Annotated in this window: 15 protein-coding genes; 6 read left to right on the top strand and 9 right to left on the bottom strand. The window is 33.3% G+C overall.

Annotation, left to right across the window (positions count from 1 at the left end):
- Nucleotides 1–18: 18 nt before the first annotated feature.
- The 3 genes from dnaE to AWE51_RS10360 all read right to left on the bottom strand — a co-directional run bounded on the left by dnaE (nucleotide 19) and on the right by AWE51_RS10360 (nucleotide 7988).
- Entirely contained in the window at nucleotides 19–4404 is a 4386-nt protein-coding gene (gene dnaE, locus AWE51_RS10350) for a DNA polymerase III subunit alpha (protein WP_066313149.1), read from the bottom strand.
- A 184-nt stretch (nucleotides 4405–4588) separates the two neighbouring features.
- Entirely contained in the window at nucleotides 4589–5974 is a 1386-nt protein-coding gene (locus tag AWE51_RS10355) for a hypothetical protein (RefSeq protein ID WP_066313151.1), read from the bottom strand.
- 670 nt (nucleotides 5975–6644) lie between these two features.
- Complete coding sequence (locus tag AWE51_RS10360; RefSeq protein ID WP_066313153.1) at nucleotides 6645–7988, bottom strand: hypothetical protein; 1344 nt, start codon at nucleotides 7986–7988, stop codon at nucleotides 6645–6647.
- Nucleotides 7989–8515: 527 nt separating this feature from the next.
- On the opposite strand from AWE51_RS10360, the gene AWE51_RS10365 reads away from it, so the two are divergent.
- The gene (locus AWE51_RS10365; RefSeq protein ID WP_066313155.1) at nucleotides 8516–10039 is read left to right on the top strand and encodes a nucleoside hydrolase-like domain-containing protein; all 1524 of its coding nucleotides are present in this window, start codon (nucleotides 8516–8518) and stop codon (nucleotides 10037–10039) included.
- A gap of 135 nt (nucleotides 10040–10174) precedes the next feature.
- Here AWE51_RS10365 and AWE51_RS10370 read toward each other — a convergent pair whose 3' ends face one another.
- On the bottom strand, nucleotides 10175–11488 hold the full coding sequence (locus AWE51_RS10370; protein ID WP_066313157.1) for a hypothetical protein: 1314 nt from the start codon (nucleotides 11486–11488) through the stop codon (nucleotides 10175–10177).
- Between the two features lie 502 nt (nucleotides 11489–11990).
- Nucleotides 11991–12824 (bottom strand): DUF6252 family protein, encoded by an 834-nt coding sequence (locus AWE51_RS10375; protein ID WP_066313160.1) that lies wholly within the window; start codon nucleotides 12822–12824, stop codon nucleotides 11991–11993.
- 343 nt (nucleotides 12825–13167) lie between these two features.
- On the opposite strand from AWE51_RS10375, the gene AWE51_RS10380 reads away from it, so the two are divergent.
- The 3 genes from AWE51_RS10380 to AWE51_RS10390 are packed head-to-tail and all read left to right on the top strand — an operon-like array spanning nucleotide 13168 to nucleotide 14957.
- Nucleotides 13168–13677 carry a 30S ribosomal protein S16 gene (locus tag AWE51_RS10380; protein ID WP_066313163.1) on the top strand — a complete coding sequence of 170 codons (510 nt, stop codon included), beginning with the start codon at nucleotides 13168–13170 and terminating at the stop codon, nucleotides 13675–13677.
- A gap of 14 nt (nucleotides 13678–13691) precedes the next feature.
- Nucleotides 13692–14216, top strand: coding sequence for a ribosome maturation factor RimM (gene rimM, locus AWE51_RS10385; RefSeq protein WP_066313165.1), 525 nt, complete (start codon nucleotides 13692–13694; stop codon nucleotides 14214–14216).
- 27 nt (nucleotides 14217–14243) lie between these two features.
- Nucleotides 14244–14957 (top strand): tRNA1(Val) (adenine(37)-N6)-methyltransferase, encoded by a 714-nt coding sequence (locus tag AWE51_RS10390; RefSeq protein WP_066313167.1) that lies wholly within the window; start codon nucleotides 14244–14246, stop codon nucleotides 14955–14957.
- Between the two features lie 124 nt (nucleotides 14958–15081).
- Here AWE51_RS10390 and AWE51_RS10395 read toward each other — a convergent pair whose 3' ends face one another.
- Nucleotides 15082–15393 (bottom strand): hypothetical protein, encoded by a 312-nt coding sequence (locus AWE51_RS10395; RefSeq protein WP_066313170.1) that lies wholly within the window; start codon nucleotides 15391–15393, stop codon nucleotides 15082–15084.
- A gap of 385 nt (nucleotides 15394–15778) precedes the next feature.
- Here AWE51_RS10395 and AWE51_RS10400 point away from each other — a divergent pair, with 385 nt between their 5' ends.
- The gene (locus AWE51_RS10400; RefSeq protein ID WP_066313174.1) at nucleotides 15779–16957 is read left to right on the top strand and encodes an acyl-CoA dehydrogenase family protein; all 1179 of its coding nucleotides are present in this window, start codon (nucleotides 15779–15781) and stop codon (nucleotides 16955–16957) included.
- A gap of 432 nt (nucleotides 16958–17389) precedes the next feature.
- Here the strand turns inward: AWE51_RS10400 and AWE51_RS10405 are convergent, their stop codons facing one another.
- The 3 genes from AWE51_RS10405 to AWE51_RS10415 form a co-directional block, all read right to left on the bottom strand.
- Nucleotides 17390–17662 (bottom strand): hypothetical protein, encoded by a 273-nt coding sequence (locus tag AWE51_RS10405; protein WP_066313177.1) that lies wholly within the window; start codon nucleotides 17660–17662, stop codon nucleotides 17390–17392.
- Between the two features lie 344 nt (nucleotides 17663–18006).
- Complete coding sequence (locus AWE51_RS10410) at nucleotides 18007–18738, bottom strand: tetratricopeptide repeat protein (RefSeq protein ID WP_066313180.1); 732 nt, start codon at nucleotides 18736–18738, stop codon at nucleotides 18007–18009.
- Entirely contained in the window at nucleotides 18735–19325 is a 591-nt protein-coding gene (locus tag AWE51_RS10415; RefSeq protein WP_066313187.1) for an RNA polymerase sigma factor, read from the bottom strand. The genes AWE51_RS10410 and AWE51_RS10415 overlap by 4 nt, the downstream gene beginning before the upstream one ends.
- A 268-nt stretch (nucleotides 19326–19593) precedes the next feature.
- Here AWE51_RS10415 and AWE51_RS10420 point away from each other — a divergent pair, with 268 nt between their 5' ends.
- Nucleotides 19594–22851 carry a CHAT domain-containing protein gene (locus tag AWE51_RS10420; protein ID WP_198403819.1) on the top strand — a complete coding sequence of 1086 codons (3258 nt, stop codon included), beginning with the start codon at nucleotides 19594–19596 and terminating at the stop codon, nucleotides 22849–22851.
- Nucleotides 22852–22868 lie beyond the last annotated feature (17 nt).

A 22868-nucleotide genomic window follows, 5' to 3' on the forward strand; every position in this document is an offset into this window, starting at 1 on the left:
GCGTATAGTCTGTATACATTAATTTAATTTGTAGTACACAGCATCATTTTCTAATGCAGTTAATAATTCAGGTGAAATGTTTATTTTTTGTTTTCTACTTGGCATATGTAATTTTAGTTTTTCTGCCATTTCATAAATCACAAAATTAAGAGTATGATTTCCAGAATGTTCGGTTAATAGTTCTTTTAGGCTATCAATTCTAGAGTCTGATAAATTATTAATGTCTAATTGGATTGTTAGTTTTCTGGCGTAGGTTTCCATAACATCGTGTAATAGCTGAAAACTATTAAATTGTATTCTGGGGTCTCCTTTTTTACCTGTATCTCTATTAACCCACCCTTCTTTTATAAATGCTTTAGTATACACAAAAGTACTTTGTACTAGAAAAGGTCTGTGTTTAAGATAGTCTTCTCCAAACACCCTAAATTCATGAGCTGTATTGTAGTCTTCAATTGTAAATGTTGCCCAGCCTTTTCCATTTTTTGAAGTACGATGTTCTACTCCCGTAATTACTCCTCCAAACGCTATTTCACGATTTAGGTTATTTTCTAGATCAGCAAAATTCAAAAGAGTTCCATTACAGAAATATTTCATTTCATATTTAAAATCGTCTAACGGATGTCCGGATAGATAAATCCCAACGACTTCTTTCTCTCGGGCGAGTTTTTCCATGGTTCCCCATTCTTCACAAGGAGGAACTACAGGCTCAGGGATTTGAACATCACTGGCTTCGCCAAATAAACTTACTTGTGAAGAGTTTTCATTTTCTTGATATTTAGAGCCGTATTTCATAGCTTTTTCAAGAAAAGTAATATCATCTCCATCTTTATGAAAATATTGCCCTCTATGTGTTTCTCCAAATGAGTCAAAGCCACCTGCAAGCGCTAAACTTTCAAATGCCTTTTTGTTAGCTGCTCTAAGGTCAATACGTTTAGCCATGTCAAAAATAGACTTGTATGGTCCATCTTCTTTTCTATTTTCTACGATAGTAGCAACAGCTCCTGTTCCTACACCTTTTATTGCTCCCATACCAAATCTTACGGCACCATCCTTATTTACAGAGAACTTTCTATAAGATTCATTAACATCAGGTCCCAATACATCTAATTTCATTCGCTTACATTCTTCCATAAAGAAAGTAACCTGTTTAATGTCATTCATATTGTTAGAAAGTACTGCAGCCATATATTCTGCAGGGTAATGCGCTTTTAAGTATGCTGTTTGATATGCAATCCAAGCATAACATGTAGAATGTGATTTATTAAAAGCATAGGCAGCAAATGCCTCCCAGTCTTTCCAAATTTTTTCTAATTTATCTTCAGCATGGCCTTTTGCAGATGCTTGAGATATAAATTTAGGCTTCATTTTGTCAAGAACGGCTTTCTGTTTTTTACCCATTGCCTTACGAAGGACATCGGCTTCACCTTTTGTGAAATCAGCAAGTTTTTGTGATAATAACATTACTTGCTCTTGATATACAGTAATACCATAGGTTTCTTTTAGGTATTCTTCACATGCTTCAAGGTCATATATGATTTCTTCTGTCCCGTGTTTCCTATTAATAAAACTAGGGATATATTCTAAAGGCCCTGGACGATATAAAGCATTCATTGCGATAAGATCCGCAAAAACAGTAGGTTTTAACTCCTTCATGTATTTTTGCATTCCCGGGGATTCATATTGAAATACCCCTACAGTTTCTCCTCTTTGGAATAGAGCATAGGTCTCTTCATCATCTAATGGGAAATTTTCTGGATCTAAATCTACATCATGTTTAGCTTTTACAATCTTAACGGTATCCTTAATTAGAGTCAATGTTTTAAGCCCTAGGAAATCCATTTTTAGTAATCCAGCACTTTCAACAACAGAGTTGTCAAATTGAGTACAGTACATATCTGAGTCCTTGGCTAGGGCAACAGGTACAAATTTGGTAATATCGTCTGGGGTAATAATAACTCCACAGGCATGGATCCCTGTATTTCTTACAGAGCCTTCTAGAACTCTTGCTTGGTTTAGGGTTTCTGCTTCGAGATCACTTCCTTCGGCTATGTTAAGAAGCTCATTTACTTTTTCTAATTCGTCGCTTCTAAATTTTTTCTTTAATGTGGCTTCATCTACACCAAATATTTTACCTAATTTGGACATATTTGGTATTAGCTTAGCAATACGATCGGCATCACTAAGCGGTAAATCAAGTACTCTGGCTGTATCTCGAATGGAAGACTTTGCAGCCATTGTTCCGTATGTAATGATTTGCGCAACTTGATTGGCGCCATATTTTTCAATTACATAGTCCATAACTCGCCCTCGTCCTTCATCATCAAAATCAATATCAATATCGGGCATACTTACACGATCAGGATTTAAGAATCTCTCAAAAAGTAAATCGTATTTAATAGGGTCAAGATTCGTGATCCATAAACAGTATGCTACTGCTGATCCAGCGGCTGATCCACGACCGGGCCCTACCGAGACGCCCATGTCTCTTGCAGCTCTTATAAAATCTTCAACAATAAGGAAATATCCAGGATAACCTGTTTTTTCAATTACTTTAAGTTCAAAATCCAGACGTTCGTCGATTTCTGGAGTGATGTCGCCATACCGTATTTTAGCACCTTGATAAGTGATATGCCTTAAATATGCATTTTCTCCTCTTTTACCACCATCGATTTGATCCTCTTTAGACTGAAATTGTTCAGGGATATCAAATGCAGGTAAAAGTACATCTCGTGCAAGTACAAAAGGTTCGATTTTATCTATAATCTCCTGTACATTAATAATCGCTTCAGGTAAATCTTTGAAGAGATTTTTCATCTCCTCTTGTGTTTTGAAATAATATTCTTGATTTGGTAAACCATAGCGATATCCGCGACCACGACCTATTGGTGTTGCTTGTTTTTCACCATCTTTTACACATAATAGGATATCATGGGCATTGGCATCTTCTTTTTCACAATAATAGGTGTTATTCGTTGCAACAGTTTTAATCCCATGTTTTTTTGCAAAATCAATCAGTACCTGATTTACCCGATTTTCATCTTCTTGATTATGACGCATGATCTCGATATAAAGATCATCACCAAATTCTTGATGCCACCATAATAAAGCCTCTTCAGCTTGTTTTTCTCCAATATTTAATACTTTACTAGGAACTTCTCCGTAAAGGTTACCGGTAAGAATTATAATATCGTCTTTATATTGCTTTATGATCTCTTTGTCTATTCGCGGTAAATAATAGAATCCATCTACGAAGGCAGTAGAAGACATTTTTGCTAGATTGTGATACCCGTTTTTATTTTTGGCTAACATCACAATTTGATAACCATTATCTTTTCGAGATTTATCTTTATGGTTTTCACAAACAAAAAATTCGCATCCTACAATAGGTTTCATTTCTATACCTGTTGGAGTCTCTCCATTTTCAATAGCTTCAGCATTAGCTGCTTTTACACTTTTGTTATGGTTAGAAACGGCTTGTACAAAATGAAATGCACCCATCATATTAGCATGATCGGTCATGGCAACAGCTGTCATTTTATGTTGAGCCGCTATATTAACTAGATCAGGGATACTTGTAGTAGATTGTAAAACTGAAAATTGAGTGTGATTATGTAGATGTGCAAAATTGACTTCGTCAAGAGCTGCTATATTCTTCTCAATTTCTTGTTGAGATATATCAGAAGTACCTTTTTTATTAAGGGCTTCTTGTATTTTTTGTGAAGCTTTCTTAAGGTTTATATGTTTTAACCCTATTAGTTCAATAGGTTCTTGATGAATCTCCTTAAAATTCTGAAAGTAATCCGGCTCAACATCAAGCTCTTCTACTGTGAATATTTGTTTACGAATTAGTTCAAGAAAACATCTTGTTGTTGCTTCTACATCGGCAGTAGCATTATGTGCCTCTCCAAAAGCTACTCCAAAAAGATGTTGATGTAATTCGGTAAGAGTAGGAAGTTTAAACTTACCTCCTCGTCCTCCAGGTATTTGACAAAGTGATGCTGTGGTTTCTGTACAGGTATCAAGAACGGGTAGGTTTTGCAAATCATTTTCTACACCTAAACGATAGAATTCTGCCCCCATTATGTTAACATCAAATCCTACATTTTGACCAACTACAAATTTAGTTTTGGAAAGCGCTATATTAAATTTTTCAAGAACCTCCTGCAAAGTAATTCCGTCCTGATCAGCAAGTTCAGTTGATATACCATGAATTTTTTCGGCATCGTAGGGGATATTAAAACCATCTGGTTTTACAAGGTAATCTTGATGCTCAATGCAGTTTCCCATTGCATCATGCAATTGCCAAGCAATTTGTATGCATCTTGGCCAGTTATCACTGTCGCTAATAGGTGCATCCCATCGTTTTGGTAAACCGGTGGTTTCTGTATCAAAAATTAAATACATAAAAGATATATTTCGAAAAAATTAAGGCCTTACTTCTGTAATTCAAAAATACAGAAAATGATACGTTCGGTTTCCGAAAAGTTATCCAGAATTATCAACTAGTCATTTTGATTAAAATATGTCAATAAAAAAGCTTAGAAACATTAAATGTTTCTAAGCCTCTTTTGTATAATTTGTTTTACTATTAATTGTTTCTCGGCAATCCAATTTGAGTTCCGATTACACTTTCTGAAGGCTGTGTAATTACTGGGCAATTGATAATTGCTCCTGTCGCGGTTAATAAATCTGATAAAGAGTTTGCTAATGGACTAGGGTTTGCATTTCCTCTAAAAGGAATTAAAGTGCCATCTGCTAAAAGATCGTTTATTTGTTCAAAACTTTTTAAGATTGGACGCTCTGATTCTGCAACTGTAAATTCAGTAATATGAGCATCCCACATTGGTGCATATCTAGTGTCTCTAGGATCAATAGGAAAAGTATTTGTAGGATCTTGTACTTGTCTATCACTTAATGAAGCAGAGTTTAAACCTTGAACTCCAAAACCATCGGTGTCTGTTGTTCTACCGTTTGCCGTTGGGCTAAAAGGTAGCATAGAACCACCTGGGAATAAGCCAAATGTTGGTAACTGAGCTAATCTTGGTGCAAAAACACCTAATTCTATTGTAGCTGGTCCTGGATCTGAAGTGTCAGTTACTATATGGAAATAGTAAGGTTTTCCGTTTTGCCACCCATCTAAAAGTTGCATTACAACTGATGCTTGATCAGGAGCAAAGTTTGGATTGTTTAAATCGTCTTCCTGTTGTGGCCCATTCCCATTAGGATTAGGTATTCTATCATGAATACCTGTACTATTGGCTACAGGTTGAGCATTGATTACAACTCCACTTGGTAATACTACATAAGACGACCAATTAGCATCAGCTATAGCTCCTGGGTTAACTTCTGCAGGTGGAAAACCAAATAATAATCCATCATCTGATGTAGGTCCTGGAACCAAAGATCTTTTTGGAGAAAAATCTACAGACCCTTCAAAAACCAATCGACCTCTACGAGTAAAGTATCCTCTTTGTTCACCTCCAGAACCTATTGAAGCTGCCATTCTTGGAGCAAAAATAACTCCTAATTTTTTGGCCATAAACTTATCTGATGCTTCGGTTATTACATAATAACTTTCTCTTTTACTTCCATCAGGTAAGGTTTCCAATCCTTTGAACATAGGAAATCTAGCTGTTGGTCCTGCTGGTACTTCAGATCTATCTATTCTATAATCGATACCTAATACGCTAGGTAAAAATACATTTTGATCTGAAGTAAAACGAAGAGCAGGGTTAAATACATTATAGGGGGTCCCTCCATCTTGTTTTATACTGCTTAATAATATTTTAGCTTCTTTTAAGGCTCTTAGGGACTGAAAAAAACCTTTTGATTTAGCTTCAAGTTCTAAAGCATCTTCTGCTGTTTCACTGTTGGTTACTAATGGGGGGGTCTCTGAGGTTATATCATCAGTATTACAAGCTGTAAATATCGACGCTGCAAATAAGCCTAAAAGTAATGTTTTAAAATTTTTCATGTTTTAATTTTTTTAAATTTTTGTGTGTTTAAAAAAGAGAAAACAATTGGCCAATTGTTTTTTTTAAGTATTGATTTTGAGTGCTTAAAATCAAAGCTTAAAATTTGATATTAATTCAGACGACAGTATTTTTTTATGCTTACATGAAAAAAAGTATTAAAAAAATATGATTGTTCTAATAATTATAGTTAAAAATAAAAAAATCAATGTTTTTGGGGCTTGTGAAAGAATAAGAGATGTTTTGAAAAAAAAGAAAACACTAATTTTAGCATTTAATTAACAAAATTAAAGTGTTTTTAAATCAAACTCAAAAGTTCTAAGTGTTAGGCAGCTAACACATTAGAGTGGTTTTTGAATGAAGTAGTTGTCTCAAAAGAATGCCTAAATGTAATTTTAGTAGTTTTAAAAATCACATTATTTTATTAGTAATATAAAAGATGATGTTTGATTTTGTTTTTTAATCATACCTTTTTGAAATATTTATTAGCGAATCTTTTAAATTTTTTAGAATAAATATTTTCGATTTCTAATCTTCTCGCTTTTTTGGAAATATAACAAAATGTATTTGTCCTTTCTATTACCAAGGTTATAGATATAAACAAAGTAAGCTTAGAAACATATAATGTTTCTAAGCTTACTATTACAATCTATTTATTTGTTTTATACTTTATTAATTGTTTCTAGGCGATCCAATTTGAGTTCCGATTACACTTTCTGAGGGTTGAGTAATTACTGGGCAATTGATAATTGCTCCTGTTGCGGTCAATAAGTCTGATAAAGAATTTGCTAATGGACTAGGGTTTGCATTTCCTCTAAAAGGAATTAAAGTACCATTTGCTAAAAGTTGATTCACTTCGGCGAAACTTCTTAAGATCGGACGCTCATTTTCAGGAATTGTAAATTCAGTAACATGTGCATCCCACATTGGAGCATATCTAGTATCTCTAGGATCGATTGGGAATGTATTTGTTGGATCTTGTACTTGCTGGTCACTTAATGAAGCTGTGTTTAAGCCTTGTACTCCGAAACCATCTGTATCTGTTGTTCTTCCATTTGCCGTAGGGCTAAAAGGTAACATAGAACCACCTGGAAATAAACCAAATGTTGGTAACTGGGCTAATCTTGGTGCAAAAACTCCTAGTTCTATAGTTGCAGGTCCAGGATCAGAAGTATCAGTTACTATATGGAAATAGTAAGGTTTCCCGTTTTGCCACCCATCTAAAAGTTGCATTACAACTGATGCTTGATTAATAGCAAGGTTTGGATTGTTTAAATCATCTTGATCAGCAATGCTGTTTCCGTTCGGATTAGGAATTCTATCATGAATACCAGTGCTGTTTGCTACCAATTGAGCGTTAATTACGGCGCCACTAGGAAGTACTACATATGATGACCATTTGTCATCTGCGATTGCTCCAGGATTAGCTTCTGCAGGTGGGAAACCAAATAATAAACCATCATCTGATGCAGGTCCGGCTACTAAAGATCTTTTTGGTGAAAAATCTACCGACCCTTCAAATACCAATCTTCCTTTACGAGTGAAATATCCTCTTTGTTCTCCTCCAGAACCTATAGATGCGGCCATTCGAGGAGAGAATATAACTCCCAATTTTTTTGCCATTTTTTTGTCAGACGCTTCGGTTATTACATAATATCCTTTTCTACGACTGCCATTGGGTAAAGTTTCCCAGCCTTGAAACATAGGAAATCTAGCTGTTGGCCCTGCAGGTACTACAGATCTGTCTATTCTGAAATCAATACCTAATACACTAGGTAGAAATACATTTTGTTCTGAAGTAAATGAAAGTGCTGGCCTAAGAACGTTGAATGGAGTTCCTCCGTCTTGTTTTATACTGTTTAGTAATATTTTAGCTTCTTTTAGGGCTTTAAAAGATGTTAAAGATTTTGCCGATGCTACTGGTTGTTCTTCATTTATTACCGTATCATCGTTACTACAAGCTGTAAATATAGCAGTAGCAAATAGGCTTAAGAGTAAGGTTTTTAAGTTTTTCATGTTTTAATTTTTTAAATTTTTGTGTCTTTAAAAAAGAAAAACAATTGGCCAATCGTTTTCTAAGTATCCAAATTCAGTACTTAAAATTTGATGTTAATTGAGACGACAGTACTATTTTATGCTTACATGAAAAAAACCATAAAAAATGTAAGGTTATCAAATAAATGAGCTTAAAAATCTAAAAAAAGCCAATGTTTGTAGGGGTTTCTTAAGGGTGGAGAAATCTTTGAAAAATGAATTAAAAGCCAAATTTGGCTTTTAATTAACAAAGTTTAAGTGTTTTTAAATTCAAATCGAAAATATGAAATGTTAGGTAGCTAACATATAACTAAAGGTTTTCAAAAAGTAAAAAGAAGTTTTTAATTTACATTTTGAGTTTGCAATTCAAATTCTTTAAAAATTGTATGATATTATTATAATACAAAATGAGTTTAATTGTTAATGATTAAATAGTTTTTTAAGAGTAATTTTATTTTTTTTGATTTGAAAAACTTTATTTACTAAATATATCTTCAACACATACACTAATGAAAAAAGCTTATTTACTGATTTTAATTTTTTGCTCTACATTACTAATTTATGCTAATGATAAACATAGAGTTATAATACTTGCTGATATGGGTAATGAACCTGATGAAGTTCAACAAATTACTCATATGATGACATGTTCTAATGAAATGGATATTGAAGGTCTTATAGCTGTAACAGGAAAATACTTGAGACCTGAATCAAAAGAAGAATACAGAAGAGTTAATCACCCTGAACTATTTATTGAAATACTAGATGCTTATGCTAAAGACCTTCCAAACCTAAGAAAACATGCTAGTGGTTGGCCTAACCCAGAAGAATTGAGAAAAGTTGTTTGTTCAGGTCAGAAAGGATATGGGATTGCAGACGTTGGTGAAGGTAAATCAAGTAAAGGTTCAAAATTAATAATAGATGTAGTAACCAAAGATGACCCCAGACCTGTGTGGATTGTTGTGAATGCAGGTTCAAATACACTTGCACAAGCCTTATATGATTATAAAAAAGAACATTCAAAAACTGAATTACAAGCTTTTATAGATAAGTTACGAGTTTTTGAAAATGGAGCTCAGGACAATGCAGGAGCTTGGATTTGCAGTAATTATCCTAAAATACATTGGATACGTAGTAATTATCAAACATATGCGTATGGCGGACCAGGAGGGACAGACGGAGATATTACTACCAATCTTGGACCACATTATTGGAAACCTTATGCATATAGCGTAACAGGTCAAAATGAATGGTTAATAAAAAACGTAATGACAGATCATGGAGCATTGGGGAAAGTATATCCCGAACGCAGGTATCATGGTTTTCGAGATGGAGGTTTAGGATTTATGGAAGGTGGAGGTACTATACCTTGGATGGGACTTGTGAATAAAGGACTCTTTGATATTAATCACCCTAATTGGGGTGGATGGGGCGGTCGTTTTAGCGCAAACAAGATGCCTGATTTTTGGTCTCGTCATGTAGATATTAAAGTCGATGAGGAAAAAGAAACGCCATTTTATACATATCGAGAAGTAAGTGATCATTGGGTTGATTTACAAGATGGCAAAGTATATAATAATAATTATGCGCCAATATGGCGATGGCGAGAAGCTATGTATAATGATCAGATTTGTCGTATGGATTGGTGTGTAAAACCTTTTAAAGAAGCTAACCATCATCCAGTAGCTGCGGTAAATGGAGATGATTCAAATTCAATTATACGAATAAGTGCTCTAGCTGGTGAAACAATTACATTTGATGCCTCTTCTTCTTCCGATCCTGATGGTGATGAACTAATTTTTAAATGGTGGGTTTATGAAGAAGTAGGAACGTATTCGGGAAAAATAATGATTTCGGAGCCTCAACAGTCAAAAACTAAAATAGTAGTTCCTACAGGGGCAGGAGGGAAACAAATACATTTAATTTTAGAGGTAAAAGATAATAATGCGATTGCTTCTCTTTTTGATTATAGAAGAGTAGTAATTGATGTAGAAAATATATTTGTTAAACAAGAATCTGTTCAAGTAGATTAATGTGATTAATTTGCTAATGCGAAGAATCTGTTTTGATGGTTTTATGTTCTTGTCAAGAGTATAAATAATTAAAAAAAGAAGGCTTAGAGATATCTCTAAGCCTTCTTTTTTTAATTATTTGTTATTACTATTTTATTAATTATTACGAGGAGATCCGATCTGAGTTCCAATTACACTTCCTTCAGGTTGTGTGATTACTGGGCAGTTAATAATCGCTCCGGTTGCAGTAAGTAAATCAGATAATGAATTTGCTAACGGACTTGGATTTGCATTTCCTCTAAAAGGAATTAAAGTACCATCTGCCAAAAGATCATTTACTTGTTCAAAACTCTTTAATATAGGACGTTCAGATTCTGCTACTGTAAATTCAGTAATATGAGCATCCCACATTGGTGCATATCTTTCGTCTCTAGGATCGATAGGGAATGTATTTGTAGGATCTTGCACTTGTCTATCGCTTAAAGAAGCAGAGTTTAAACCTTGAACTCCATCACCATCGGTATTAGTCGTTCTACCGTTTGCTGTAGGGCTAAAAGGTAGCATAGAACCTCCTGGGAATAACCCAAACGTTGGTAACTCAGCTAATCTTGGTGCAAAAACGCCTAACTCGATAGTTGCTGGTCCTGGGTCAGAAGTATCTGTTACGATATGAAAGTAATAAGGTTTTCCATCTTGCCATCCATCTAAAAGTTGCATTACTACTGAAGCTTGATCTGTTGCAAGATTTGGATTATTTAAATCGTCTTCTTGTGCAGGACCGTTTCCGTCTGGGTGAGGTATTCTGTCATGGATACCAGTGCTATTTGCTACAACTTGTGCATTGATAACAATTCCACTAGGTAAAACCACATATGAAGACCATGCAGCATCTGCTATTGCTCCAGGATTAACTTCTGCAGGAGGAAATCCGAATAATAAGCCATCTGCCGATGTTGGCCCAGCTATTAGAGATCTTTTTGGAGAGAAATCTACAGAACCTTCAAAAACAAGCCTTCCATCATCTGTCCAAGTAGCATTTTGAACTCCACCAGAACCTACTGAAGCTGCCATTCTTGGAGCAAAAATAACCCCTAATTCTCTTGCCATATCTCTATCTGATGCTTCTGTGATTACATAATATGAGCGTCTAGGTCCACTAGGAGTTGTCTCCCAACCTTGAAACATAGGGAATCTAGCTGTGGGTCCAGCCGGTACTACTGATCTATCTGTTCTGAAATCGATACCTAATACACTTGGTAAAAATACATTTTGTGCGGCGGTAAAAGTTAAAGCAGGATTGTCTACATCATAAGGAGTTCCTCCGTCCTGTCTAATACTTTCTAATAATAAACTAGCCTCTGATGGTGTATCTACCGGTGGAGATATTATTGTTGAATCATCATCGTCACTACAGGCTGCTAGTAATGAGGCGGCTAGGATACCTAAAAATATTGTTCTTAAATTTTTCATGTTTGCAATTTTTAAAATGTTTGTATTTTTTAATGTTTATATTTTTAAAAAAAACAACTGGCCAATCGTTTCTATATATCAAAAAACTGATGTTTTAATTTTGATATAAGTTGAGACGACAGCACTTTTTTGTACTTACAAGATGAAAACTTACAGAATAAGTAAAATTTATTAATATTTTTTTTACAATAAGTAAAAAATATACTGTTTTAAAGGGTTTTAGATGAAAAATGAATGGCGAATCTTGTTTTGAAAATAAATGATTTTATTGAAATATTAGCATTTAATTAACAAATCGACAGCATGGTCAAAGCGAGGCGAGCCCCTGTAAATGTTAGGTATCTAACATATTGTAAATAGTTTTGTGATTCAGGTAAGAGGTGTAAGGAAAAAATACGTGTCATAAAGTTTAGAGGTGCCTAATCTAAATTTATGCTCTTAAATAAAAAAAAGTGCTCATTACCTAATGAGCACTTTTTATCGCTAAGTTGAGTCTCTGGTTTTAGTAACCAAAATCAAATAGGCCTTCTGTAACTTGAATTCCGCTTCGGGTTTCGAATTCGAAACTTCCTCCAATACATTTTGTATCAATATCGTGGTCTGTTATTATAAGTCTTCCAGAAAGTGCAGATGACTTATCTGTACCTGCTGTATAAGTAGCACTGTAATCTCCTGATCCTGTTAATGAATATTCTCCCGGACTGGTAGTTGCAGGAAGTACGATAGTAATTTCTCCGTCTTCATTCGTTGCTTTAATAAGAATAGATACAGACGAAACGCCGAATAACTCTGCGGTGTGATTGTCAGTAATCATTTCAGAACCGTCAATTAATGCAGTTAATGAGGCATTAAGTAAACAAGGATTGATTTCTACTGTTGGCTCTTCTGCAACTGCATTTTCAATAGGAACTCTATAAAACCATCCACTTTCCATGCTTGTGGTGTTTCCTTTTGTATCATTTAAGTTTTTGAAATAGAAGTTACCTGAAATTTCATTATTATGTATTTCGGTAATAACTACTTCTCCTTCTGTTGTATCATCTTGAGAAGTAAATTTTGTTTGATCTTTTTCAAAACTTATTCTACTAAGGGTTTGTTGTGCTAATTTATACGTTCCCGTTTTTGTAGAGGACGTTGTGAAGCTGATAGACTGATTGCCTTCACTTCCAGAAATTACTAATGTTCCATCATCATGAATTACGGCCTTTTTGAATGTAGATCTAAAAAGCTGTCCATCAATTTTAGCTTGTAATGCAGGATCGTTAATTTCGATATCTGTCGAACAAGAAGTTAAAATAATGCAGAAAACTGCTAATAGGGTAGTTATTCTAATCATACGCTTGGGGCTTTTGCAATTATTAATTACGGTCAAGCCGTAAAAAGTGCTTACAGGACAAACATACAGGTAAATTTCGTATAAATCAAAAATTTTATCGAAAAAAAGCATATAATATCGATGAAATACACAAAAAGAATAAAAAATATGTTCAATTAGTATTATTTATAAGAATTTATCTTTCAATAAATATTATTATCGACAAAGCGTAAATGAATTCAAAATGGCCTATCTAATAAATTAGATACTATAAACTTGTAAATTATTGATTCTTTATAAATTAAAATAATTATCTTTGCGCCCTTAATTATAACCCGGGTCGAGTACCCAAAAATTAATTTATATGCCTGTTAAAATTAGATTACAGAGACACGGTAAAAAAGGAAAGCCTTTTTACTGGATCGTAGCAGCAGATGCTAGATCAAAAAGAGATGGTAGATTTCTTGAAAAATTAGGTACGTATAATCCTAATGTAAACCCAGCTAGTATTGACCTTGATGTTGATGGAGCTGTAAAATGGTTACAAAATGGTGCACAACCTAGTGATACTGCAAGAGCTATTTTATCTTATAAAGGAGCTTTGCTTAAAAACCACCTTGCTGGTGGAGTTAGAAAAGGAGCAATCACTGAAGAGCAGGCAGCCGAGAAATTTGCTGCATGGTTATCTGAAAAGGATGGAAGTGTAACTGCAAAAAAGGATGAAGTAGCAAAAGCTGAAGCTGCTGCAAAAGCTAAGGCTCTTGAAGCAGAAAAAGAAGTAAATGCTAAGCGTGAAGCAGAAGCAAAGGCAGCTGCAGCACCTGAAGCAGCAACAGAAGAAGTAACAACTGAAGCTAGCAACGAAGAAGAATAGTTGCATTATTAACGATGAAGAAAGAAGAATGCTTCTATCTAGGTAAAATCGTAAGTAAATTTAGTTTTAAGGGGGAGGTATTGATCAAATTAGATACCGATGAACCTGAAAGTTATGTAAAAATGGAATCAGTTTTTGTTGACTACAACAATAATTTGGTTCCATTTTTTATTGAACGAAGTACTTTACATAAAAGCGATTTACTACGGGTAAAATTTGAAGATGTAGATTCTGAAGAAGATGCAAACGATCTAATGAAGGCAGAAATTTACCTTCCACTAACACTATTACCCAAACTCGAAGGAGATCAGTTTTATTTCCATGAGGTTATAGGATTTAAAATTATAGATAATGCGTATGGAGAAGTTGGTGTAATTAAGTCTATAAATGATTCAACAGCTCAAGCATTATTTGAAATCGATCGTAATGGTACCGAGATACTTATCCCTATGAATGATGAGTTTATTGATAAAATAGACAGAGACTCAAAAGAAGTAAGAGTAAATACTCCAGAAGGATTGATCGACCTTTATCTATAAAAGAGATATACATCTCATATTTAGAGTATGAATAAACCTTTTAAATTCAAACAGTTTACCGTTAAACAAGATCAATGTGCTATGAAAATAGGTACCGATGGTGTTTTGCTTGGTGCTTGGGTTCCTATTAGTAATGAGGTAACTTCGGTATTAGATATAGGTGCTGGTACAGGAGTTATAGCACTTATGGCTGCGCAGCGATCAAATGCAGAACTTATTGATGCTCTAGAAATTGATGAAGGGGCTTATGAGCAGGCTGTTGATAATTTTGAGGCTTCACCCTGGGGAGATAGATTATTTTGTTATCATGCTTCGTTTCAAGAATTTGTTCAAGAAATCGAAGACACTTATGATTTATTGATTAGTAACCCTCCTTTTTATGCAGAAGATTATAAATCTGCAAATGCAGAAAGGGATTTAGCCAGGTTTCAGGATGCACTTCCATTAGATCATTTAATAATTGGAGCAGTAAAACTATTATCCGAACAGGGAAAACTAGCTTTAATTATCCCATTTAAAGAAGAGGAGCAATTACTTGCGATAGCAAAACAAGTGGGACTTTTTCCTGAAAAAATTACAAGAGTAAAGGGAACTCCAACTTCTGAAGTAAAAAGAAGTATGCTGCTATTGGGTTTTACAGAAAACGATATGGTGATAAATGAGTTGGTTATCGAAAACGCTCGTCATCAATATACAGATGAGTATAGTGATATTACCAAAGAATTTTATCTCAAAATGTAGAATTTGAACAAAAAAAGGAGAGCTTTTATAGGCTCCCCTTTCTAAATTCAATCACTCTACTAAAGATTAATTTATATTACGCATTATAAATTAAACTTATGCTTTTCTGTTAAGCAGAATAGAATTACTTAGTAATCCAATTTCCATCAGCGTCACAAAAAACTTCCATTTCTTTTTCTCCCTGCTTCAATACTAATTTAAATTCAGAAGCATCTTCTTTTGCCCCAGCACTTTCGATTGTTGCTCCAGCAAAGTCTTTAGCAACTGCTTCAAGAACTTTTTGAGGTAAATTTTCAACGGCTAAATCAATATATTTATCCTGAACTGGAGTTACTATTTCAGTATTTTCACTAGAAGCTACTTCCTGAGCATTGCTATTTTGAGTTCCTACTAATAATCCAAAAGCTACGGCTGGTAATACAAATAAATTTTTCATTTTATTTCTTTTTAAGATTTAAATTTTGTTACGCCTTATACAATAGAATAATTATGCCATTAAGATAAAGGGCAAGGTGGTTTTTATATAAGCAATTAATAATCAAATAGTTGTGTTGAATGTGTGGAAAATTATTGATTTTTAATATTTTGTGATAAGTGTAGAAAGAAGTGTCAAACTGCGGAATTTATACACGGATTTCTTGTAATTATGGTTGAAAAAAGAATCTCAATTTTTTAAGAATCATAATGCTCAAATTCTCATTAAAAAAACAATCTTTTTAAAGATGTGAAAAAAATTGGTAGCTGTTTTTTCATTAATTACATTTGTTGAGTACTTTGATACAAGAATTTTGAAAATAGTGTAAAATTAAACATACTGCTAGATGAAACCTGATCTTTTTGAAGCTCCTGACTACTATAACTTAGATGAATTACTAACAGATGAACATAAATTAGTTCGTGATGCTGCCCGAAGTTGGGTAAAACGAGAAGTGTCGCCAATAATTGAGGATTATGCGCAGCGTGCTGCATTTCCTGAACAAATTATAAAAGGACTAGCAGAGATAGGAGCTTTTGGCCCATATATTCCTGCAGAATATGGAGGAGCAGGATTAGATCAAATAAGTTATGGTTTGATTATGCAAGAAATAGAAAGAGGTGATTCTGGAGTACGCTCAACTTCTTCTGTACAATCCTCTCTGGTAATGTATCCTATTTGGAAATATGGTAACGAAGAACAACGTAAAAAATACCTTCCAAAATTAGCTTCAGGAGAATTCATGGGCTGTTTTGGGCTTACAGAACCTGACCATGGTTCTAACCCTGGAGGAATGACTACTAATTTTAAGGATAAAGGAGATCATTATTTGCTGAACGGAGCAAAGTTATGGATTTCTAATGCTCCTTTTGCTGATATTGCTGTGGTTTGGGCTAAAAATGAAGAAGGAAGAATTCATGGACTTGTTGTAGAAAGAGGAATGGAAGGGTTTTCAACACCAGAAACTCATAATAAATGGTCACTACGTGCGTCTGCCACTGGAGAGCTTATTTTTGATAATGTAAAAGTCCCTAAAGAGAACTTATTGCCAAATAAAAGTGGTTTAGGAGCACCACTAGGATGTTTAGATTCTGCTAGATATGGGATAGCTTGGGGAGCAATTGGAGCTGCTATGGATTGTTATGATACGGCTTTGCGATATGCAAAAGAACGTATACAGTTTGATAAGCCTATCGGAGGAACCCAATTGCAACAAAAGAAATTAGCCGAAATGATCACCGAAATTACCAAAGCTCAATTATTAGCATGGCGATTGGGTGTTTTACGTAATGAAGGCAAAGCAACTACTGCACAGATTTCTATGGCCAAACGTAATAATGTAGAAATGGCAATTAATATCGCCCGAGAAGCCAGACAAATATTAGGCGGTATGGGAATTACTGGTGAATATAGTATTATGCGACATATGATGAATTTGGAAAGTGTGATAACGTATGAAGGTACACATGATATTCACTTACTAATTACGGGTATGGATATTACAGGGATACCTGCATTTAAATAAAAATTCTCCTATACCGAGGTATAGGAGAATCAAGGGAATTGCAAAAAATCAGCGAATCGCCGAATGTTTAAAGGTCGTATGAACCTTTAATAGTCCAATATTGATTTCGCCTACCCCTAGTCTCAGTTCAATATTGGATTTTTCAGTACTATAATGGCTAACTATGTATTGAAAATGATTTGTTAATAATGATGCAATGATAGCTTAGGGTAGTTTCATTTTTCGTTACTGGGATTTATTTTTTCTTTTTTTCTGAAGAATTATTTTAAGTATTGCAAACAAAAAATTCCCTTACAAAAGCAAGGGAATTTAAAAACTCAACTAATTGTCGAAAGTTTAGAGAATCTTTTAATGATTCTCTTTTGAAGTTTAATACTGATCGCGCCTACCCCTAGCCTTGACCAGATATCAAACTTTTTAAGTTAATACCTATTATGCGGTATTGGTCAATTTCTTATTTCTAAATTCTTTTTGTTCATAAAACCCAAATCGAAACCCAACATTTTGTTCATAGACAAAGCTTTTTAATGCGACATCATAGATTACAGGAGCATTTAATGCTTTCATAGTACTTATGGTACGATATAGTTTTGTTTTTGAGATTCCCAGTCTGCAAGCAAGTGCTTCAGGTGTTCCAGTTGATTTTAATCGAACCAACTGATCTATTCTCTCTATAAGCTTAATGTGTTTTATGATAACATTCATAGATATTCCCTTTCATTTAAATAATATTCTAATACGTATTTATTTGTGGGGGTTTGTCTATTAATGTTGTCAATAGAAAGTATGTTACCTAAAAAATGATATTTTTTTTATTTTTTTATAAAATGAAGAGTATACCTGCTATAGAGAACAGGAAACTTGGTGCGATTTTTAACGTAGTTTATGTACTACAGCCCGAAACTTCATCACAAAATTCCTATACCTAAAATAGATAACAATAAAAAAAGAAAAGAATTAAATTCTAAAAAAGCGAATTACCTATGTTTGAAGGAAGAAAGGAAATATGAAAAGAGAAATAATACTCTAAATTAGAAATACTAGTGTTCCTATAAAGCTTCTTTTAACTGTAGGGCTCTAATTTTATAGATGCCATCATAGGCTATTATTTCATCCAAAACTGAAATTACTATGTTTTTCTTATCGAGCTTTAGATAAGTAAGCGATAAGTACCATTTGGCGACCTCGTAAAACTTACTATCTTTTTCAAAATCTTCAAATACTGTGATAGCTTTTTCTTCTTGATTTGTATTTAAGTAGCTATTGCCAAGATATAATTGTAACTTTTCTTTACGGTCTAGATTAGGTAGTTTTTCTAATTCTCCGATTACAGTTTCGTAATCTTTGTTATTGTAGTTTTCAATAATATCTTGTAACTGAGTGTCTGTTTTACCTCTGGTTGTATCTTCTGTTAAAAAAGGAGTGTAATACGCTAAATATAAATCTTGGGTATCAACGGTTTTGCCAGTATAGTTCCATACTAATGCTCCAATACTTAATATGACTATAATAGAGGCCGCGATTTTCCAGGGTGCAGAAAAAAAAGAACTGCTAGCGGTTTCCTCTTCTTTAATCGCAGCACTTATTTTTATTAATTTTTTTTTAAAAGCGATAGTATCAGGATCACTTAATGCAGCATGTAAAGATTTATGTTTTTCAACTTCCTGGGATAGTTCAGGATTAAGCGATATTTCTTTTTCAAAAGCAATTAGCTCCTCTTTAGATAAAGAGCCAGCAATATAACTTTCGATTTTATCGAATATTTGTGGGGTTCGTTTCATAATTCGCTATTTTTTTGGGGAGTAAGCTGTAACTCCTTAAATGCAGTATCTTTTTCGATCATTTCGATTAAAGATTCCTTGCATTCAAATTTTTTCTTTCGGGTATACCCTTCGGTGTACCCAGTTATTTTAGCAATCTCTTTCATGCTATTGCCCTGAAAGAGTAAATTTAACACTTCGCGACAGCTATCACTTAATTTTAAGAAATATTTGCGATAAATATGTTCGCGTTCACTATTTTCTATATCTTCTTGAACTTTAAGTTCTATAGTATCTGCAGTATCATAGATATTTTCTGCAAGTACTATTTTTTTGTTTTTTCGTAACCGATTTCTCCAAATGTTTTTACAAACAGCGTAGAAAAAGGTACGTAAAGAAGACTGAAGCTCTAAAGAATCTGTCTTTAGTTTTTGATAGATCATGACTAATGCGTCTTGAAACACATCTTCTACATCTTCTTCGTTTCCTGAATTTTGTAGAATATATCGCCGTATATAAGGAAGGTTCTTTTTATAAAACAAGGTTAAAACCTGTTCATCTCCTGCCGCGATACCCTTCAAAATTTTCTGATCTTCGGTGTTCTTCATACATTAATGTAATAAGATAACAATTTGTTACCTTTTTAGATGGATTTTTTTATTTTATGTCGAACTATTGGTATAAGAACTGTAAAAGTAACAATTTTAGTGTCTTTGGTATTAATAAAGAAAGGAAACAATTGATAAGTGACACTAGTATTGAAATTAGTAACGATTTTTATACTGTAATATAGCTTATATAAGTAAACAATAAGTCATAAAAATAATGGTAATACGACCCAGAGATATACCAAAGAGACTGTCATTATATTTTAAAATGACATGTTACTTCATTTTTTTTAATACAATAGTATCCTACAGTCAAACCACAGATACTTTGGTTGCCTATCAACATTTTGTAAAAGCAGATTCACTATTAACAAATAAGAGCTATGAGGAATCTATAAAATATTTTAAAAAAGCATTACCTATTTATAAAAAAGCAAAAGCGTGGGAACGAGTGGCTAGGTGTTATAATAGGATTGCTGAAAACCTACAACATAATTACGAACTCGAAAAATCGTTACAGAATGCAAAGGAAGCATTGACAATCAGTAATTCTTATCTTCAAAAAGAGAATAAAGAAAAAGCTTATGTTTATGATAATATGGGGAAGTATTATAATGAAAAAGAAGATTTTGAAAAAGCTCTAAAATTTTACTCAAAAGCATTATCGATTAGACAAAGACTCTTAGGAAAAGAACATATAGATATTGCTACATCATACAGTAACCTTGCTTTGACTTATTATCATACTTCCTTGTATAAGAAAGCTATCGAATATCATAATAAAGCATTGGTTATTAATTTAAATACATTAGGGGCAGATCATCAAAAAATAGGTAATACGTATAATAATATTGGTATTGTTTATAAAAGATTAGGTAATTATAAAAGGGCGCTTTATTATTTCGAAAAGGATTTAAAAATAACAATCAAAAACTCTGGAGAACATCACCTCTATGCTAGTTACAGTTATAATAATATAGGGTTGATATATGCTGAGACTAAGCAAAATGATAAAGCAATAGCGTATTATCAAAGAGCATTATCAATTTTGATTCAAGAAGATAACATATATGGGATGAATATTTTATATAATAACATTGGTAATCTTTTAGATGAAAAAGGTGAATTTGACGAAGCGCTGGAGTATTATAAGAAAAGCCTGAATATGAGACTTAAATTATATGGTGATTCCCACTCAGAAATCGGAACCATATACAATAATATTGGTGTTACCTATATAAATAAAAGCGATTATAAAAATGCATTACGTTATTTTTCTAAAGCATTAAAAGTTTTTAAATCTTTATATAAAAAAAATCATTACAATATCGCATTTGAATATGCTAATCTAGGAAGTGTTTACATCCGTAAAAAAGAATATGATAATGCTTTAAAATATTACAAAAAAGCTCTAAAAATATATAAAGCTATTGATATAAGTGATCAAATAGATATCGCAGATGTGTATCTAAATATTGCGATTGTTTATAGTAAAAAGGAAGAGTATACTAATGCATTGCTAAATTCTGAAAAAAGTTTAAAGATTCTTCAAAACAAATATGGAGAAAAACATTCGCTTGCAATGGAGTCATATCTTAATATTGCCGAAATTTATAATAAACGGAAAAAACACGTAAAAGCAATTTCTTATTATGATACGGTATTATTAATAAATACTAAAAATGTTTTTAAGAAGATTTCAAAAAACACTTTCGATTCAAATTATTATTATGATCAGAAATTGCTTTTGAAAACTCTTACAGGAAAAGCTCGAAGCTTTCTTTTTCAATATAAAAAAAGTAGCGCAATAAAGGATCTTAAAGAAGCGATTTTGACTTATCAAAAAATAGATACTTTAATTAACACGGTCAGGCATTCGTATACTAATTATAATGACAAAGTAACCTTTGCTAAAAAAACAGCAAAAATATATCAAGGTGCCATAGCCTCACACTTATTGGCATACAAAGTAACCAAAGATCAAAAATCACTAGAAAAAGCATTTTATTATTCAGAGAAGAGTAAAGCCAATACGCTAAAAGAACTACTAGCTGCGGCTAATGCTACAAACTATGCGGGATTACCAAAAGAAGTTTTAGAACTAGAAAAAGAATTACGAATTGATCAAGCCTTTTATCAATCTAAAATTACAGAAGAACGCACAAAACAAAGGATAGATTCCTCAAAGATTATAGATTATGAGAATCGGCTTTTTGATATAAGTAAACGGCAAGATTCACTTACCATGATTTTAGAAAAAGAGTATCCTAAATATCATCAATTAAAGCATAAAAATGCGCTTGTTTCGGTATCAGATATACAACAAAAGCTAAAAGCAAACACGACCTTGTTAGAATTTTTTGTTTCAGATAATATTGTATATGCGTTTACCATCTCTAAAGATAAATTAGATGTCAAAGAAATAACAGTTTCAGATGTAAGTAAGAATATAGAAATACTTAAAGAATCTATTATTGCCAAAGATATACAAGAGTATAAGAAAGTTGCTTATGGTCTATATTCGCAATTAATAGCACCTATACAAGATAGGCTAACTGGCGGCGATGAGTTAATTATTGTTCCCGATGGAGCATTATGGCATTGCAATTTTGAGTTGTTACTTACCCAGCAGGATAGTTCTAACAATCCTAAGTCATTATCATATTTGTTAAAAGAGTTTGCGATCAGTTATGCTAATTCAGCAAGTTTATTGTTTCAATCATCGAATACAAAATCTGTTCACCAGGAAAAAGAAGATTGTTTGGCGTTTTCATTTTCAAATAGCACAACTGTAATAGATGCCAAAACGATGAGTTTGGCAACTTTGAGAAATGCTGGAGATGATTTACCTGGTACACGAAGAGAAATCAGAGAAATTTCAGAAATTATAGATGGTCAGTATTATTTCGGATCTCAGGCAATAGAATCTAATTTTAAGCGAAATGCAAATCGGTATAACATCTTACATCTGGCATTGCATGGAGATGTAGATCATAAGCGTCCAGAAAACTCAAAGCTGTATTTTACCAAAAGTAAAGACACTATCGATGATAACTTATTGTATGCTCATGAGTTATTTGCGATGGATATCCCAGCAGAGCTTACCGTATTAAGCGCCTGCAATACAGGTACAGGAAAGGTTGCCAAAGGCGAAGGGATTATGAGTTTAGGTAGTGCGTTTCAATATGCAGGTACCAAGAGTTTGTTGTTAAGCAGTTGGGCGGTATCAGATCAAACAACACCAGAGTTGATGAAATACTTTTATACAAACCTAAAAGAAGGGATGAATAAGTCCAAGGCATTACAACAAGCAAAACTACAATACTTACAAACAGCCAATTTAGATCGTGTTCACCCATGGTATTGGGGAGGCTTTTATGTAGTTGGTGATACTACTGCAATACAGTTTACTAGTAATACATCGTGGTATTGGATTTTAGGAATAGTATTATTTGTATTAATTTTAGCGAGATTTGTATATAAAAGAAATTCTAACAAAACAAAGAAATTATCTTACGATATTTAATTACCCAGGATTTTATC

Origin of the sequence: Aquimarina aggregata (genome assembly GCF_001632745.1) — a bacterium.
GTDB lineage: Bacteria > Bacteroidota > Bacteroidia > Flavobacteriales > Flavobacteriaceae > Aquimarina > Aquimarina aggregata.